Here is a 14,216-nt window from a genome sequence, read left to right as displayed (position 1 = left end):
AGGTAGCACCCTTGAAGATTCCAGGCATACATTACCTGAGAAAAGCGGAACAGACCGGCAACGAGGTCCCCGTCCCCATGACGCGCAGGCGGCTCGGGACGGTGGAGCTCCTGAAGCGGACCTTCAAGGAGGTGGGGGAGGACCACCTCGCGGCGTTCGCGGGGAACCTCACGTACAAGGCGCTCTTCGCCCTCTTCCCGTTCGCCGTGTTCCTGCTCTCGCTGCTCGGCATCTTCGGGTCCTCCGAGCTTCTGCCCCGCCTGCTGGAGCAGGCAGAGGCCGTGCTTCCGGCCGCAGCGGCCGACTTCCTCAGCAATCAGCTTCTCGGCATCGCGGAGAGCAACGCCGAGACCAGGTTCACCGTGGGGGCCATAATCTCGATCTCCTTGGCGTTGTGGGGCGTCTCGGGGGCGTTTCGCAGCGTCATGGAGGCGCTGAACGTCGTGTACGAGGTCGACGAGGACCGGCCGGCCTGGAAGGTCTATCTGATCTCCATCCTCCTCGCCCTCGGGGTCGCAGCCCTCCTTATCTCCTCGCTCGTCCTCGTGGTCGTCGGGCCCCAGATTGGGGGTGCGATCGCGGAGGCGGTCGGGTTGGGTTCCGTCTTCCAGACCCTGTGGAATATCGTCCGGTTCCCCGTGCTGCTGTTGGTCGTGCTCTTCGCGTTCGCCCTGATCTACTACTTCGCCCCGAACGTCGAGCAACGCTTCAGGTGGGTGAGCCCCGGCTCCATCGTCGCGGTCGTGCTGTGGCTCCTCTTCTCCCTCGCCTTCTCGCTGTACGTCAACAACTCCGACCTCGGCGCCACGTACGGCTCCCTGGCGAGCGTCGCCATCCTCATGCTGTACATCTACTACTCGTCCCTGATCGTGCTGGTCGGCGGCGAGATGAACCAGGTGATCGAGGAGCACATCCCCGAGGGCAAGAACGAGGGCGAGAAGACGACGAACGAGGGCGCCACGGCCTAGTAGAGGGCCGCGGCGCCCGTGGAGGGTTCCTCCGCAGAGGGCTGCTACCCGCCGCTGGAGCTGGGCTCGACGGCGGGGAGGTTGTGGTCGGTGCGATCGACGAAGGGCAGGGCGCCCTGGCTGATGCCGACCCCGATTATGAGCGCGGCGGCCGAGAGGACGACCGCGATCGTGCCGAGCCTGCGCGCGCCGAGGTAGTAGGCGACGATGCCGAGCAGCACGCCGGCGGAGACGCCCGGTACGGCGCTGTCCAGAAGAAACTCGCTCGTCGCGGCGATGCCGCCGCCGATCCCCGAGAGGATGCCCCCGATCGCGAGCCCCGTGCCGGCGAGCATGGCCGCCTGCCGGGCGCCGGTGTTGCTCTGGTACCCCTCGTCATCCTCAGCCTCCGGGCGCTTCTCGTTGCGCGACGCCGCGGCCCGGAAGACCCGCGCGAGCACGAAGAACGCGAGGACCGAGAACAGGATCAAGATCAGAAGAAATACTATGCTTATACCCATCGGGCGCCTCCTTGGCAGCCGGGCCGGACCGGAGACGGTCCGACCGCTTCGCATAATTTACCTTGATACACGGGATACTTTACCATTCTAGCCCCCGATGGACCTGCTCGATCGCGTCCCCGCCGGAATTGGCCCGAAGTGTGCAGCGCGGGCCGCTCATCGCTGGCGGACGGTCGCGACTTCGAACTCGTGGGTCTCGCCGTGGGCGAGGTAGTGGACGCGGTCTTCGAGGCCGGCCTCCTCGACGGCCCTCTCGAAGTCTTCCAGGGGGCTCTCGAAGACGGAGTAGTCGTTGTAGTGGATCGGGATGGCGGCCTTCGGGTCGATGATCCTCATCGCCTCTACGCCCTGTTCGGCGTCCATGGTCACCATGATGCCGAGGACACGCGTCCCGCCGAGGTGGAGGAGGGCGAGGTCGACCTCCGGGTAGCGCTCGGGGATCTTGCGGAGCTCCGGGTGGATCAGGGTGTCGCCGCTTATGTACATCCGGAGGCGGGCCTCCTCCTCGCCCTCCTCCCCGAACTCCAGCATGCTCCCCATCACGGGCGGGAGCACCCGGCGCAGCGGACCGGGGGCGTGGGTGCCGGGCATGGCGGTGACGCGCACCCACGCCCCCTCCTCCTTGCGGATCGTGACGTCCTCCCAGGTGTCGAGGGCCACGGGCGGGCGGAAGGCCTTGCCCTCGAGGTACTGGGCCGCGTGCCCGGTGGTCACGATGGGCATCGTCTTGTCCAGCTTCGCCTCGGCGACACGATCGAAGTGGTCGCCGTGGAGGTGCGAGAGCAGGAGGAAGTCGATGTGCGGGAGGTCCTCGATCTCTATCGCCGGGTTCGTGAGGCGCTCGGAGGTGAGGCCGTAGCCGAGGTGTACGTGGTCGCCGGCGTGGAGGAAGTTGGGGTCGGTGAGGATCCTGAACCCCCCGTAGCTTATGACGACGGTCGCCGTGCCCACGAAGAAGACGCTGCCCCGCTCGAAGTCCGCCTCCTCGCCCCGCGTCCTCAGGTACACGTCGCTCTTCTTCATCCCGTTCCTTCCGCCGTTGCCAGTGGTCCGCGCTAGCCCCTCTCTACCAACGTCGCCCCCTGCCCAATCCTCGAAGCCTCGCCGCGGCGCCGAAAATTACCGGGGGATCGCCGTATAAAATCCGGCCCCCGGAGGAGAGCTGCGCCGAACGACGTGGTCCGGCGCACGAGAACGGAGGGGCACGATGGGGCTGGAAGTGATCGGGGCGGGGTTCGGGAGGACGGGGACGACGTCCCTGAAGGTGGCGCTCGAGGAGCTCGGCTTCGGGCCCTGCTACCACATGACGGAGCTCTTCGAGCACCCGGAGCACCTCGAGGCGTGGCGCGCGGCGGTCCGGGGCGAGCCCGTGGACTGGGAGGGACCGTTGAAGGGCTACCGCTCGACCCTGGACTGGCCGGGGGCGCCGTTCTACGAGGACCTCATGCGGGAGTACCCCGAGGCGCGCGTGATCCTCACGGTCCGCGACCCCGACCGCTGGTACGAGAGCACCCTGAACACCATCTACGAGATGAACAGCACGGCCTCCTCGCCGCTCTTCAAGATCACGTCTTGGATCGTCCCGCGGGTGAGGAACGTCAGGCGGGCCGTCGGCATCGTCGACGACCTCGCGTGGCGGGAGACGTTCGGCGGGCGGTTCGAGGACAGGGAGCACGCCATCTCGGTCTTCAACGAGTGGAACGAGGGGGTGAAGAGGCGCGTCCCCGCCGAGAAGCTCCTGGTCTACGACGTGAAGGAGGGCTGGGGACCGCTGTGCGAGTTTCTGGGCGTCGAAGCGCCCGAGGACGAGCCGTTCCCGCACCTCAACGACACGGAGATCTTCCGCAGGCGCGTCCGGATCATTCTGTCGCTCGCCGCCGCCGGGCTCATCGGCGGCGCCTCGCTCGCCGTTCTCGGCTCTATCCTCGTCCTCCGCCGCCGCCCGTAGCCGGGGAGATGATCCCTCCCTATCGCGCCGGGGACGGCCGGAGACGGCGCGCGCGGGCGGCACCTCGCCCGCGCGCGAACGCGGGGCTCAGCTGCCCGTTATGGAGACGATCGGGTACATGATGTCCGCGGGGTCGTCGGAGTGCAGGGCGCCGTTGGCGTGCCCGAGCTCGTGCGCGATCACCCGCTCGCGGTCCCCGGGTCCCGCGCCCATGGCGGCCAGGGCGCAGTCGTCGATCGAAATGGTGCCGTAGGTGGCGAAGCCGTCGTTGTACCAGGAGTAGAGCCCCAGGTTCCCGGTGCCGTAGGGGCTGGAGGCGTACTGAGCGCCGGCGTACTGCTCAGCCCCGTACTGCTGCTCGGTGACGAAACCGCCGGTGAGATCGCCCGCGTACTGATCGCCCGCGTACTGCTGCTCGGCGACGAACGGCTGCTCGTAGGAGTACGGCTGCTCGGCCACGTACTGGCCGGACGCCACCCCCTGGGCGGCGCCGTAGCAGACGCTCTGGATGGGCACGTTGCCGTCGCTGTCGGCCGACAACGACCCCGAGAAGCCCTCCTGGGCGCCGGCGACGGTCTCCGGCGACATCCAGACCGCGAACGTGCAGGCCGCGATCGCGAGCATGCCGGCGGCCGCGAGCTGTCTCCTCCTATGCATCCTGCCGAAACGCGTCGCGCGTACTTTCTTGCGCACGTACAAGAAGGCCCCCCCTCCTCGATAACCTCCCGACCACGCAATGGCGAGCCGGGAGGCTTATGTATGGTCTACTCCTGCGTCTTATACCAGCTCTTGTGGTCGGTTTCCCGCACGGCGCGACATGCGGCGTCTCTCCGGGAAGGCTTCCCGCCTAAAACGGCGATGGGACCCGCGCATGTTCTTGCGTCGAGACCCGCAAAAGGGGACGGCGCCCGAGCCCGTCCTACACGGACGCGAGGGCGGGCGTAAGCGGTAAGGACAAAAGGAGGGCGGTCGAGGCGGACCGGTAGGCTGGCGGCGAAGGAGGCGGTGGTCGAGCGGATCGGGGCGCTTCTTCGGGGTACCGGGGATGAGCCGTCCGCGCCCCTCGACGGTGCGCGAGCTTCCCGGGGGCCTTCAGGGATGGCGCCGGCCCGGCGCAGAGAGGCGGCTCGTCGTTCTCGACCGGACGCTGCCACCGCGCGACTACCCCGGTCGGGAGCACGAGAGAGGGGCGGGGCCCCGGAGAGCCCCGCCCCTCTCGCCGCAGACGAGCCTGGCTACTTCGTCAGCTTCCTCACGGCGTCCTTCGCCTTGGCGGCACCCGAGCCTCCGCCGGTGCCCTTGCCCTTCTTGCCCGAGGACTTGCTCGCGGCGGCCTTCTTCGCCGCCCCTTCTACCTTCTTGCCTATGCCGGCCATGTCTCGTTCCCTTCCGTCGCTTACGTTGTTACAAGGATTACTACCCGGAGGCGTGCCGGCTAAACCCGTGCGCTCTGCCTTCGAGCGGCGGGGTTCGGGGCTACGGTGCGGGTCGAGGTCTCGTAAAGGCGCGAGATGGATTCTGTAGAATGGCTCCGGCAAGGGACGGAGAGAAGGGGGATGCGCTCCTTTGAAGAGGCTCAGGGTTCTGATGACGCGGGAGGAGATCGAACCGGAGAAGCTCGCCGGGGCGACCGTCGTCGTCATCGACGTCTTCATGGCGACGACCACCCTGCTCACCATCCTCGAGAACGGGGCCGAGGGGGTTTATCCGGTCCGGTCCCTTGAGGAGGCCGAGGAGGTCGCCCGGACGCTGGAGCCCGCGAACCTCCTGCGCGGCGGGGAGCAGGACGCGGAGAGGATCGAGGGCTACGACCACGGCCCCTTCCCGAGCGAGTACCCGCCCGAGGTCGTCTCCGGCAAGGAGGTCGTCTTCGTGACCACGAACGGGACGAGGGCCATAGGCGCCGCCTCCGGCGCCCAGGAGCTCCTGATCGGGGCCCTGCGCAACGCCCCGGCCGTCGCCCGCTACCTCGCGGGGTCCGGGACGGAGTCCGTGTACATCGTCTGCGCGGGCTCGGCGGGGCGCTTCACGGTGGAGGACTTCCTCGGGGCGTCGAGCATCGTCCACGGGATGAACGAGGGCGGTTACCTCGACGACTGGCGCCTCAACGACGCCGCCTGGATGGCGCTCGACTTCGCCGGGCGGTACGGCGGCAGAGAGGGCGAGGCCCTCAAGAACGGCCGGGCCGGACGCTGGTTCTTCGACAACGGCGAGGAGGAGGCCTTCGGGTTCGTCGCCGACGTCGGGGCGAGCGAGACCGTCGCGGGGGTGGAGGACGGGCGGCTCAGGCGCGTCGTGACGGAGGCGCGCGAACACGGGGCCGCGTCGTCGTAGGGACGGTTCAGGAGAGACGGAAGGGCCCCCGCGGGGCCCTGTTTCAGGGGGTGGCTTAGCATGGCCGAGACCATAAGGGTGCGCGAGGGGAGGACTTCGACCTCGAAAAGGTCGAGGCGTACCTCAGGGAGCGCATAGAGAATCTGCCCGAGGGGGCCCTGGAGGTGCGCCAGTTCCCGTCCGGGGCCTCGAACCTGACGTACCTCGTGAAGATAGGGGAGTGGGAGGGCGTGCTCAGGCGCCCGCCGCTCGGCCCGATACCGCCCAAGGCGCACGACATGGGGCGGGAGTCGGCGCTTCTCGGCAAGCTCAACGCGGCGTACCCGCTCGCGCCCACACCGTACTTCTTCACCGACGACGAGGGCGTGATCGGGGCGCCGTTCTACGTCATGGAGCGGCGCAAGGGCGTCGTGATCGACGACTCGTTCCCGGAGGGCGTGGAGCCCGACGAGGAGCTCTGCCGCGGGTTGTCGCGGATGGTCGCCGAGACCCTGGCCGAGCTGCACGCCGTGGACCCCGAGGGCGCCGGGCTCGGGGACCTCGGGAAGCCGGAGGGCTTCCTGGAGCGGCAGGTGAAGGGCTGGATCTCGCGCTACGAGAAGGCCCGCACCGACGACGTACCCGTCGCGGGACCCCTGAGCGACTATCTGGAGAGGGGCATCCCCGAGAGCCCCCAGCCCACGATCATCCACAACGACTTCAAGCTCAACAACCTGATCCTGTCCCCCGACGACCTGACGGAGGTCCGCGCCGTCCTCGACTGGGAGATGACCACCGTCGGCGACCCGCTCTTCGACCTCGCGGTCTCGATGTCCTACTGGGTCGAGCCCGGCGACTCCCGTGCCCTGAAGGCGGTCCTCCCGACCGTGACGGCCACGCCCGGCTTTCTGAGCCGCGAGGAGTTCATGGCGTACTACGGAGAGAAGAGCGGGCGCGACGTCTCCGGGATGGATTGGTACCTCGTCCTCGGCTACTTCAAGCTCGCGGGGATTCTGCAGCAGATCTACGCGCGCTGGAAGGCCGGGCAGACGCAAGACGAGCGCTTCGCCTCCTTCGGCGAGCGCGTCACGACCCTCGTGGAGCACGCCAACGAGCTGGCGGGGACGAGCTCCTCCTCGAACGGCCTCTAGGTGGAGCCCGTGCGGTCCGTCGGCGTCCTCGGCGTCGGCACGATGGGGGCGGGCATCGTCCAGCTCGCCGCCCAGACCGGCCACTCCGTCGTCGCCTGCGACACCTCCGTCGAGGCGCTGGAGAGGGCGGAGCGCTACGTCCGCGAGGGCCTGAGGCGCTTCGCCGACCGGGGGCGTTCTCCGAGGGGGAGGCCGAGGAGTTCTACGAGCGCATCCACTGGACCGTGAACCTCGAGGAGATGGCGCCGGTCGGGGCGGCGATCGAGGCGATCGTCGAGAAGGTCGGGCCGAAGAAGGAGGCCTTCCGGGCGCTCGACGCCCTCCTCGCCCCCGACGCCCTCCTCCTCACGAACACCTCGTCCATCTCCATCACCGACCTCGCGAGCGCGACGGAGCATCCCGAGCGCGTCTGCGGGACGCACTTCTTCACCCCGCCGCCCGTCCGCGAGGCCGTCGAGGTGCCGCGGGGCCTCCTCACGAGCGACGAGACGCTTCAGCGGGCGAAGGGGCTCGTGCGCGCCTTCGGCAAGATCCCGATCGCCATCCAGAAGGACGTGCCCGGCTTCGTGGCGAACCGCTTCCTCATGCCGATGCTTATAGAGGCGTCGAGGCTTTTGGACGAGGGCGTGGCGAGCAAGGAGGACATAGACCTGCTCGTCAAGAAGGGGCTCGGGTTTCCCATAGGGCCGTTCGAGCTCGGGGACTTTATAGGGCTGGACGTGGGGCTCGACGTGATCCAGTACGTCCACGACGAGCTCGGCGACGCCTACTACACCCCCCCGCGCCTCCTGAAGGAGATGGTCCGCGCCGGCAAGCTCGGCCGCAAGACCGGCGAGGGGTTCTACGACTACGGGGAGGAGACCTAAGGGCATGGGAAGGCTGGACGGCAGGGTGGCGTTCGTGACCGGGGCGAGCCGGGGCATCGGCCTCGCGACGGCCAGGCGCTTCGCCGAGGAGGGCGCGAGCGTGCGCCTGACCGACGTGCAGGGGGCGGAGGAGGCGGCGAGAGCCCTGAAGGCCGAGGGCCTGGAGGTCTCGGGCTCCCGCGTGGACGTCACGAGCCGGGAGGAGGTCGAGGCCGCCGTGGGGGAGACGGCCGAGACCTACGGGCGGCTGGACATCCTCGTCAACAACGCGGGCGTAACGCGCGACAACCTCCTGTTCAAGATGACCGACGACGACTGGCGCACCGTGATGGAGGTCCACCTCATGGGGGCGTTCCTGTGCAGCCAGGCGGCGCAGAGGCACATGGTCGAGGGGGGGTATGGCAGGATCGTCAACGTCTCGTCCACCTCGGCCCTGGGCAACCGTGGTCAGGCGAACTATGCGGCGGCCAAGGCGGGGATACAGGGCTTCACCAAGACGCTCGCGATAGAGCTCGGACGGTTCGGGATCACGGTGAACGCCGTCGCCCCCGGCTTCGTGGAGACGGAGATGACGCGCGCCGTGGCGGCGAAGATGGGCGTGGAGTTCGAGGACTTCGTCGCCGACAGGGCGAAGCTCATCCCGGTGGGGAGGAGCGGGAAGCCCGAGGACATAGCGGCCTCGATCCTGTTCTTCGCCTCCGAGGAGGCGGGCTTCGTCAGCGGGCAGGTCCTGTACGCCGCGGGCGGACCGAGGACGTGAACACCATCGAACGCTGGCGCTCGATGGTCGGGGCGAGCTCGGAGCCGGTGGCGAACCTGATCGAGCGTGGGGCGGTGCGGAAGTTCGCCGAGGCGATCGGCGACCCGAACCCGCTCTACGTGGACGAGGGGGCGGCGAGGGCGAGCCGCTACGGCGGGCTCATCGCCCCGCCCACCTTCCCCCGCACCCTGGAGTACGGCCGCATCGAGGGGATGGACTGGCCGGACGCCGGCATGATCCACGGCGAGCACGCGGTCTCCTACACGGGCCACCCGCTCCTCGTCGGCGAGGAGATCCTCTGCTACACGAAGCTCGAGGACTACTACGAGAAGGAGAGCCGCGGCGGGCTGCTGGGGTTCATCGTGATGGAGCGCTTCGGCGAGAGCCCGCGGGGGGAACGGCGCTTCACCATGCGCGACGTCGCCATCGTCACCCCGGCCCTCAGAAAGACGCTGGGCTCGTGACGGCGGAGAGGAGGGCCTCGCCGGCCTGGGAGGTTGGAGAGGAGGTCGAGGCGCTCACGCTACCGCCCGTCACGCGGCTGCAGCTTATAAAGTACGCGGGGGCGTCGGGGGACTTCAACCCCATCCACACGATCGACGAGGCGGCGGAGGGGGCCGGGCTGAAGGGCGTCATCGCCCACGGAATGCTCACCCTCGCGACGATGGGCCTCCTGTTCTCGCCATATCTCGAACACGGCTACGTCAGGCACTTCCGCGCCCGCTTCTCGGGGATGGTCTACGTCGGCGACGTGCTGGAGATCGGGGGAAGAGTCACCGGCGTCGAGGAGACGGAGGAGGGCCGCCTCTACGCCTTCGACGTCTTCAGCCGCCGCGGCGAGGACGACGTCGTCGCAACCGGCGAGGTCGGCTTCCTGGTCTACGGGGACGCGCCTTGAGCTTCCGGCTGCTCTTCGTGGGCGACGTCGTCGGGGAGGCGGGCATCGAGGCGGTCACGGGGATCGTGCCGGGCCTGCGCGAGGGGCTCGGGCTGGACGCGGTGGTCGTCAACGGCGAGAACTCGGCCCCCGGCGGGCGCGGCATCACCGAAGGTGGGAGCGACGCGCTGCTCTCGGTCGCGGACTTCCTGACCCTCGGGAACCATGCTTTCGACGCGGACGGGAAGTTTCTGGAGCGGGAGCCGAGGGCCGTCCGGCCTGCGAACCTGCGGTCCGGCCAGCCGGGGCGTGGCTGGGGGACGTTCGAGGCGGGCGGGGCGAGGGTCGGGGTGGTCAACGTGATGGGGCGCGTCTTTCTCGACGAGGGGCTCCCTTCCCCCTTCGAGGCGGCGGACCGGGCGGTGGAGAGCCTGGAGGGCGAGGGCGCGGACCTGATCCTGGTCGACGTCCACGCCGAGGCGACGAGCGAGAAGCAGGCGATGGGCTTCCACCTCGACGGGAGGGCGCAGGTCGTGGTGGGGACGCACACCCACGTCCCCACCGCCGACGATCGGGTGCTGCCCGGCGGCACGGCCTACGCGAGCGACGTGGGCATGACCGGCCGGGAGGGGAGCGTCATCGGCTTCGACCGGGGGGACTTCATGGCGCTTTTCGTGGGGAGGCCGCGCCGGATCGGGATCGCCACGGAGGGACCCGTGATCTTCCGCGCCGTCGTGGTCGACCTCGACGTCGAGGGACGCCGGGCGACCGGGATAGAGCGCCTGACCCGCGAGTGGCCGGTCCCGTAGCCCCGGCGCCGGGACGGGTACGTAGAGAGAACGCTTCCGAGGAGAATGTTTTGGCAGAGTACGAGACCATCCTGACCGCCGTGGAGGGCGGCATCGGCACGGTCACCATAAACCGTCCCGACGTCCGCAACGCCCTGAACACGCAGGTTCTGGGCGACATCCGCGCCGCCCTCACCGAGTTCCGCTACAACCGCGAGGTGGGCGTCGTGATCTTTACGGGGGCGGGGGAGAGGTCGTTTGCGGCCGGGGCGGACATCGGGGAGCTGCGGGAGAAGACGGCCGTCGACGCGCTCTCGTCCATGTTCCAGGCCGTCTACGACGAGATCGAGGGCTACGAGAAGCCGACGATCGCGGCGGTGAACGGCTACGCCCTCGGCGGAGGCTGCGAGCTCGCGATGGCCTGCGACATACGGATCGCCTCGGAGAACGCCCGCCTCGGGCTGCCGGAGCTCGCGCTCTCGATCATCCCCGCAGCCGGCGGCACCCAGCGCCTCGCCCGCCTCGTCGGCAAGGGCAAGGCGATAGAGATGATCCTGACCGGCCGCGCGGTCGACGCCGCCGAGGCGCGGCGCATCGGCCTCGTCACCCAGGTGACGGGCCAGGCCGGGCTCATGACCGCCGCCCGCGAGACGGCCGCCGAGATCCTCAAGAAGGGACCCCTCGCCGTCCGCCTCGCCAAGCTCGCCGTCCTGACCGGCTTCGAGACGGACCAGAAGACCGGCCTCGTAGTCGAACGCCTCGCCCAAGCCGTCCTCTTCGACACCCACGACAAGAGGGAGGGCACCTCGGCCTTTCTGGAGAAGCGCGAGCCGAGGTTCGAGGGCAGGTAGGGCGGGGGAAACCACGCGGTCCACGACGACGAGGAGGATGGCATGAGCGAGGGTGGCGTGGCGGGGGCGTTGAGCCCGGAGCAACTGGAGGAGCTGACCGCGTACTTCAACGAGGCGGTCACCTTCGGCAAGCACATAAAGTCCCGGGTCGAGAGCGTGGAGCCGGGCCGGGCCAGCCTCTACATAGACGTCGAGGACTTCCACCAGAACGGGAACGGGACGCTGCACGGCGGGGTCTACGCCTCGCTCATCGACAACGCGATGGGGATGGCGGTGCTCGCCCTCGTGGGGACGAGGACGGCTACCGTGGAGATGAACGTTCACTTTCTGGGGGCGGTTAGCGGCGGGCGCGTGACCTGCCACGCCGAGGTCGTCCACCGCACGCGCCGGATGGCGACCGCCGAGGCGAAGGTCTACGACGAGGAGGGCAACCTTCTCTCGATGGGCACCGGGGCTTTCCGCGTCTTCGAGAAGAAGGGCAACGCCATCGTCTGAGACGCCGCCCCCTCGTACGTCGCACGGGCAGGGACGGGCTCGGAGCATTCCATGCTTCAGATTATCGGCTGGAGGCGCGGCCCGGCGCGCCGGATCAACCCCGCCGCTCCAACGGGTATCATGGGGGGCGGAAGGAGAGGAAAGGAGTACGGTATGTTTCGCACGGAGAAGCCGTGGGTTCGGGTGTACGAGGGGCATGCGTCGCCCGAGACGGAGGTGTTCGAGGGCTCGCTAACGGACTTCCTCAGGCTCTCGGTCGAGGAGCATCGGGAGAAGACCGCCCTGACGTTCTACGGGACGACGTTCACGTTCGAGCGCCTGGAGGCGCTGGTGAACAAGATGGCGGCGTCGCTCGCGGCCAGGGGGGTGAAGAAGGGGGATCGGGTCGCCCTCATGCTCCCGAACTGCCCGCAGTACGTGGTCTCGTTCTTCGCCACCGTGCGCCTCGGGGCGATCGTCACGCAGCTCAACCCGATGTACGTGGAGCGGGAGATCGAGCACATCCTGAGGGACTCGGGGGCCGAGACGATCGTCGTCTACTCGGACATGTACCCCAGGGTGAAGGCGGTCCTGCCGGAGACGTCCTTGCGCGACGTGGTCGTGGTGGACCTGAAGGGCGAGCCCGAGGGCCTGGACGCCGGACACACGAGCTTCGGGGGCCTGCTCGGCGAGGACGCCGCGCCCGCGCCCGCGGTGGAGATCGACCCGGCCGAGGACGTCGCGGTCTTCCAGTACACGGGCGGGACGACGGGGGTCTCCAAGGGGGCGATGCTTACGCACCGCAACCTCGTCGCGAACGTGCAGCAGACGCTCGATCTGTTCGTGGACGACCCGGCGGCGTTCTCGAACAACCAGAAGATCATGGCGCTCCTGCCATTCTTCCACATCTACGGGCTGACGTGCGTGATGCTCTTCGGCCTGCGGCAGGGCTTGAACCAGATCCTGGTCCCCCGCTTCGACCCGGCCGAGGTGATGAACCTGGTCAAGAGCGAGGCCCCCGTCATGTTCGCGGGGGTGCCCACGATGTACATGGCGCTGCACGCCTCGGGGGCGGACCTGAGGGAGTACGGCTTCCACAAGGTCAGGACGTACAACTCCGGCGGGGCGGCGATGCCGGTCCCCTTGAGGCACGCGTTCGAGGAGAAGATCGGGCGCCCCGTCTTCGAGGGCTACGGGCTCTCGGAGGCCTCGCCGGTGACGCACTTCAACCCGCCGTTCACCGGTTCGAGCCGCGACGCGAGCATGGGTGTGCCGGTGCCGAGCACCGACGCGAGGATCGTGGACGTGGAGACGGGGGACCGGGAGGTGCCCGTCGGGGAGTCCGGCGAGCTCGTCATCCGGGGCCCGCAGGTGATGAAGGGCTACTGGAACATGCCCGGGGAGACGGAGAAGACGCTCAAGGACGGCTGGCTCCACACCGGTGACGTGGCGCGCATGGACGACGAGGGCTACTTCTACATCGTCGACCGCAAAAAGGACATGATCGTGGCCTCCGGCTACAACGTCTACCCGCGCGAGATCGAGGAGGTCCTCTTCGGGCACCCGGACGTCGCGGAAGCTGTCGCCGTCGGTATCCCGGACGAGTACCGCGGCGAGACGGTGAAGGCGTTCGTGGTCCGCAGGCCCGGTAGCGACGTGACGGAGGAGGAGATCCTGGCGTTCTGCAAGGACCGCCTCGCCCCGTACAAGAGCCCGAAGGCGGTCGAGTTCCGCGACGAGCTGCCCAAGAGCACGGTCGGCAAGCTTCTGCGCCGCGTCCTCGCCGACGAGGAGAAGGCGAAGACGAGCGTTCCGTCGCCCGCGGAGACCCCGCCGGCGCAGGGCTAGTCCTCGACAGGAGAGAAGGGGTGGTACGGAGGGTGGATACGCAGGAGAACGCGCGGACGGAGGCCAGGGCCAACGCCCTGGACCTCTTCCGGCTGGACGGCAAGACGGCGATCGTGACCGGCGGGGGGAGGGGGCTGGGCCAGTACATGGCCGAGGCCCTCTCGGACGCCGGGGCCTCGGTGGTCCTCTGCTCGCGCAAGCTGGAGGCCCTGGAGGAGGTGCGGCAGGAGATCGAGGGCCGCGGCGGCAAGGCGCACGCGGTGGCCTGCGACGTCGCCGACCCCGACGACGTCGAGCGCGTCGTCGCCGAGACGGAGGAGCGCTTCGGGGCGATAGACGTCCTGATAAACAACTCCGGCGCGACGTGGGGGGCGCCCACGCTGGAGATGCCGCTGGAGAAGTTCGACCTCGTCGTGCGCGTCAACGTGCGCGGGACGTTCCTGATGAGCCAGGCGGTGGGCAGGCGCATGGTCGAGCGGGGCGAGGGCGGCAAGATCGTCAACATCGCCTCCGTCGCGGGCCTCGTCGGCGGCCACCCGGACTACATGCAGACGGTCGGCTACAACTCTTCCAAGGGCGCCGTCATCTCCATGACGCGCGACCTGGCGACGGGCTGGGCGCAGCACGGCATAAACGTAAACGCCATCGCCCCGGGCTGGTTCCCGACGAAGATGAGCGGCGGGCTTATACAGAAGTTCGAGGAGAAGATGCTGGAGGGCATCCCCCTGCACCGCTTCGGCGAGCCGGAGGACATCAAGGGCGCCGCCCTCTTCCTCGCCTCGCCCGCGTCAGATTACGTGACCGGACAAACCATCGTCGTCGACGGCGGACAGACGGCCTGGTAGGGGGAGTCCCCCACGAAGATAGGAGAG

17 protein-coding genes and 1 pseudogene are annotated in these 14,216 nt (G+C 68.8%); 14 read left to right on the top strand and 4 right to left on the bottom strand.

Annotated features, from left to right (window positions below; all coding sequences use genetic code 11):
* The first annotated feature begins 11 nt into the window (after nt 1-11).
* Nucleotides 12-968, top strand: a complete 957-nt coding sequence (locus GBA65_RS16500) for a YihY/virulence factor BrkB family protein (protein ID WP_166397494.1) — start codon at nt 12-14, stop codon at nt 966-968.
* 44 nt (nt 969-1,012) lie between these two features.
* Here GBA65_RS16500 and GBA65_RS16495 read toward each other — a convergent pair whose 3' ends face one another.
* Both GBA65_RS16495 and GBA65_RS16490 read right to left on the bottom strand, forming a co-directional pair.
* Nucleotides 1,013-1,468, bottom strand: coding sequence for a hypothetical protein (locus tag GBA65_RS16495; protein WP_166397493.1), 456 nt, complete (start codon nt 1,466-1,468; stop codon nt 1,013-1,015).
* Nucleotides 1,469-1,624: 156 nt separating this feature from the next.
* Nucleotides 1,625-2,491: an MBL fold metallo-hydrolase gene (locus GBA65_RS16490; protein ID WP_166397492.1), complete on the bottom strand. Its 867-nt coding sequence runs from the start codon at nt 2,489-2,491 to the stop codon at nt 1,625-1,627.
* A gap of 184 nt (nt 2,492-2,675) precedes the next feature.
* Between GBA65_RS16490 and GBA65_RS16485 the strand changes: the two genes are divergently transcribed.
* Nucleotides 2,676-3,416, top strand: coding sequence for a sulfotransferase family protein (locus tag GBA65_RS16485; RefSeq protein ID WP_166397491.1), 741 nt, complete (start codon nt 2,676-2,678; stop codon nt 3,414-3,416).
* 87 nt (nt 3,417-3,503) lie between these two features.
* Here the strand turns inward: GBA65_RS16485 and GBA65_RS16480 are convergent, their stop codons facing one another.
* Nucleotides 3,504-4,073 carry a matrixin family metalloprotease gene (locus GBA65_RS16480; protein ID WP_166397490.1) on the bottom strand — a complete coding sequence of 190 codons (570 nt, stop codon included), beginning with the start codon at nt 4,071-4,073 and terminating at the stop codon, nt 3,504-3,506.
* A gap of 578 nt (nt 4,074-4,651) precedes the next feature.
* A complete protein-coding gene (locus GBA65_RS16475) occupies nt 4,652-4,792 on the bottom strand; it encodes a hypothetical protein (RefSeq protein ID WP_166397489.1) in 141 nt (46 codons plus the stop codon).
* Between the two features lie 190 nt (nt 4,793-4,982).
* On the opposite strand from GBA65_RS16475, the gene GBA65_RS16470 reads away from it, so the two are divergent.
* The 12 genes and pseudogenes from GBA65_RS16470 to GBA65_RS16420 all read left to right on the top strand — a co-directional run bounded on the left by GBA65_RS16470 (nt 4,983) and on the right by GBA65_RS16420 (nt 14,189).
* Nucleotides 4,983-5,750 carry a 2-phosphosulfolactate phosphatase gene (locus GBA65_RS16470; protein WP_166397488.1) on the top strand — a complete coding sequence of 256 codons (768 nt, stop codon included), beginning with the start codon at nt 4,983-4,985 and terminating at the stop codon, nt 5,748-5,750.
* A 164-nt stretch (nt 5,751-5,914) separates the two neighbouring features.
* The gene (locus tag GBA65_RS16465; RefSeq protein WP_207955841.1) at nt 5,915-6,880 is read left to right on the top strand and encodes a phosphotransferase family protein; all 966 of its coding nucleotides are present in this window, start codon (nt 5,915-5,917) and stop codon (nt 6,878-6,880) included.
* 42 nt (nt 6,881-6,922) lie between these two features.
* Nucleotides 6,923-7,374: pseudogene (locus tag GBA65_RS26650) on the top strand (3-hydroxyacyl-CoA dehydrogenase family protein); the annotation flags it as partial.
* A 90-nt stretch (nt 7,375-7,464) separates the two neighbouring features.
* Nucleotides 7,465-7,746: a 3-hydroxyacyl-CoA dehydrogenase family protein gene (locus GBA65_RS26645; protein ID WP_407691104.1), complete on the top strand. Its 282-nt coding sequence runs from the start codon at nt 7,465-7,467 to the stop codon at nt 7,744-7,746.
* Nucleotides 7,747-7,750: 4 nt separating this feature from the next.
* Entirely contained in the window at nt 7,751-8,506 is a 756-nt protein-coding gene (locus tag GBA65_RS16455) for an SDR family NAD(P)-dependent oxidoreductase (protein WP_166397487.1), read from the top strand.
* Between the two features lie 23 nt (nt 8,507-8,529).
* Nucleotides 8,530-8,970, top strand: coding sequence for a MaoC family dehydratase N-terminal domain-containing protein (locus GBA65_RS16450; RefSeq protein ID WP_166398561.1), 441 nt, complete (start codon nt 8,530-8,532; stop codon nt 8,968-8,970).
* Nucleotides 8,967-9,404: a MaoC/PaaZ C-terminal domain-containing protein gene (locus tag GBA65_RS16445; RefSeq protein ID WP_166397486.1), complete on the top strand. Its 438-nt coding sequence runs from the start codon at nt 8,967-8,969 to the stop codon at nt 9,402-9,404. Before GBA65_RS16450 ends, GBA65_RS16445 begins: the two co-directional genes overlap by 4 nt.
* Nucleotides 9,401-10,192 (top strand): TIGR00282 family metallophosphoesterase, encoded by a 792-nt coding sequence (locus GBA65_RS16440; RefSeq protein WP_166397485.1) that lies wholly within the window; start codon nt 9,401-9,403, stop codon nt 10,190-10,192. The genes GBA65_RS16445 and GBA65_RS16440 overlap by 4 nt, the downstream gene beginning before the upstream one ends.
* Nucleotides 10,193-10,242: 50 nt before the next feature.
* Nucleotides 10,243-11,022 (top strand): enoyl-CoA hydratase/isomerase family protein, encoded by a 780-nt coding sequence (locus GBA65_RS16435; RefSeq protein WP_166397484.1) that lies wholly within the window; start codon nt 10,243-10,245, stop codon nt 11,020-11,022.
* 42 nt (nt 11,023-11,064) lie between these two features.
* Nucleotides 11,065-11,517, top strand: coding sequence for a PaaI family thioesterase (locus GBA65_RS16430; protein ID WP_166397483.1), 453 nt, complete (start codon nt 11,065-11,067; stop codon nt 11,515-11,517).
* A gap of 153 nt (nt 11,518-11,670) precedes the next feature.
* Nucleotides 11,671-13,344, top strand: coding sequence for a long-chain-fatty-acid--CoA ligase (locus tag GBA65_RS16425; protein ID WP_166397482.1), 1,674 nt, complete (start codon nt 11,671-11,673; stop codon nt 13,342-13,344).
* A 20-nt stretch (nt 13,345-13,364) separates the two neighbouring features.
* Nucleotides 13,365-14,189 (top strand): SDR family oxidoreductase, encoded by an 825-nt coding sequence (locus tag GBA65_RS16420; protein ID WP_228281402.1) that lies wholly within the window; start codon nt 13,365-13,367, stop codon nt 14,187-14,189.
* Nucleotides 14,190-14,216: the final 27 nt, after the last annotated feature.

Origin of the sequence: Rubrobacter marinus (assembly GCF_011492965.1) — a bacterium.
In the GTDB taxonomy this organism is placed as follows: Bacteria; Actinomycetota; Rubrobacteria; order Rubrobacterales; family Rubrobacteraceae; genus Rubrobacter_F; species Rubrobacter_F marinus.
The sequence above is the reverse complement of the archived record's forward strand: the minus strand, read 5'-3'. Positions and strand labels throughout refer to the sequence as shown.

What these genes read in the sequence shown, in the direction of transcription:
- GBA65_RS16495 (WP_166397493.1), bottom strand. Translation starts at nt 1,468, where the DNA reads ATGGGTATAAGCATAGTATTTCTTCTGATCTTGATCCTGTTCTCGGTC.
- GBA65_RS16490 (WP_166397492.1), bottom strand. Translation starts at nt 2,491, where the DNA reads ATGAAGAAGAGCGACGTGTACCTGAGGACGCGGGGCGAGGAGGCGGAC.
- GBA65_RS16485 (WP_166397491.1), top strand. Translation starts at nt 2,676, where the DNA reads ATGGGGCTGGAAGTGATCGGGGCGGGGTTCGGGAGGACGGGGACGACG.
- GBA65_RS16480 (WP_166397490.1), bottom strand. Translation starts at nt 4,073, where the DNA reads ATGCATAGGAGGAGACAGCTCGCGGCCGCCGGCATGCTCGCGATCGCG.
- GBA65_RS16475 (WP_166397489.1), bottom strand. Translation starts at nt 4,792, where the DNA reads ATGGCCGGCATAGGCAAGAAGGTAGAAGGGGCGGCGAAGAAGGCCGCC.
- GBA65_RS26645 (WP_407691104.1), top strand. Translation starts at nt 7,465, where the DNA reads ATGCCGATGCTTATAGAGGCGTCGAGGCTTTTGGACGAGGGCGTGGCG.
- GBA65_RS16455 (WP_166397487.1), top strand. Translation starts at nt 7,751, where the DNA reads ATGGGAAGGCTGGACGGCAGGGTGGCGTTCGTGACCGGGGCGAGCCGG.
- GBA65_RS16450 (WP_166398561.1), top strand. Translation starts at nt 8,530, where the DNA reads ATGGTCGGGGCGAGCTCGGAGCCGGTGGCGAACCTGATCGAGCGTGGG.
- GBA65_RS16430 (WP_166397483.1), top strand. Translation starts at nt 11,065, where the DNA reads ATGAGCGAGGGTGGCGTGGCGGGGGCGTTGAGCCCGGAGCAACTGGAG.
- GBA65_RS16425 (WP_166397482.1), top strand. Translation starts at nt 11,671, where the DNA reads ATGTTTCGCACGGAGAAGCCGTGGGTTCGGGTGTACGAGGGGCATGCG.